The following is a 280-nucleotide window of genomic DNA, read 5'->3' as shown; positions in this document are numbered from 1 at the left end:
AATGAAAGATCATAATCACAACAAAAAACAGCGGAACATAGATCATGAAAGAAGCAAAGAATACCGTGGCGAAGTACCCCAACTGCGTAGACAGCGTATCTCCATATACTACCGCGCTGCGAACGCCAAAGATCAGCGCAATCGCAACACCGGTTCCCAGGCCAGTCCGTAAGTTCTTTTTGCTCATCGGAACACTGCTTGTGCGATCATGTACCTCAATCTCATCTGATATAATTCCAAGGCTCATCGCTCTACCCATATAGTATAGCCCTTGAACGAT

1 protein-coding gene is annotated in these 280 nt (G+C 45.7%); it reads right to left on the bottom strand.

All coding sequences use genetic code 11. The features are described from left to right. The coding region (locus LKX83_RS32470; RefSeq protein WP_370639175.1) for a DUF6773 family protein at positions 1-247 on the bottom strand (247 nt) is incomplete at its 3' end. Positions 248-280 lie beyond the last annotated feature (33 nt).

The sequence above is a fragment of the Cohnella baijiui genome, assembly GCF_020731285.1.
Classification (GTDB): Bacteria; Bacillota; Bacilli; order Paenibacillales; family Paenibacillaceae; genus Cohnella.
Note: the sequence above shows the minus strand (reverse complement) of the source record. Positions and strands in the feature narration are given on the sequence as shown.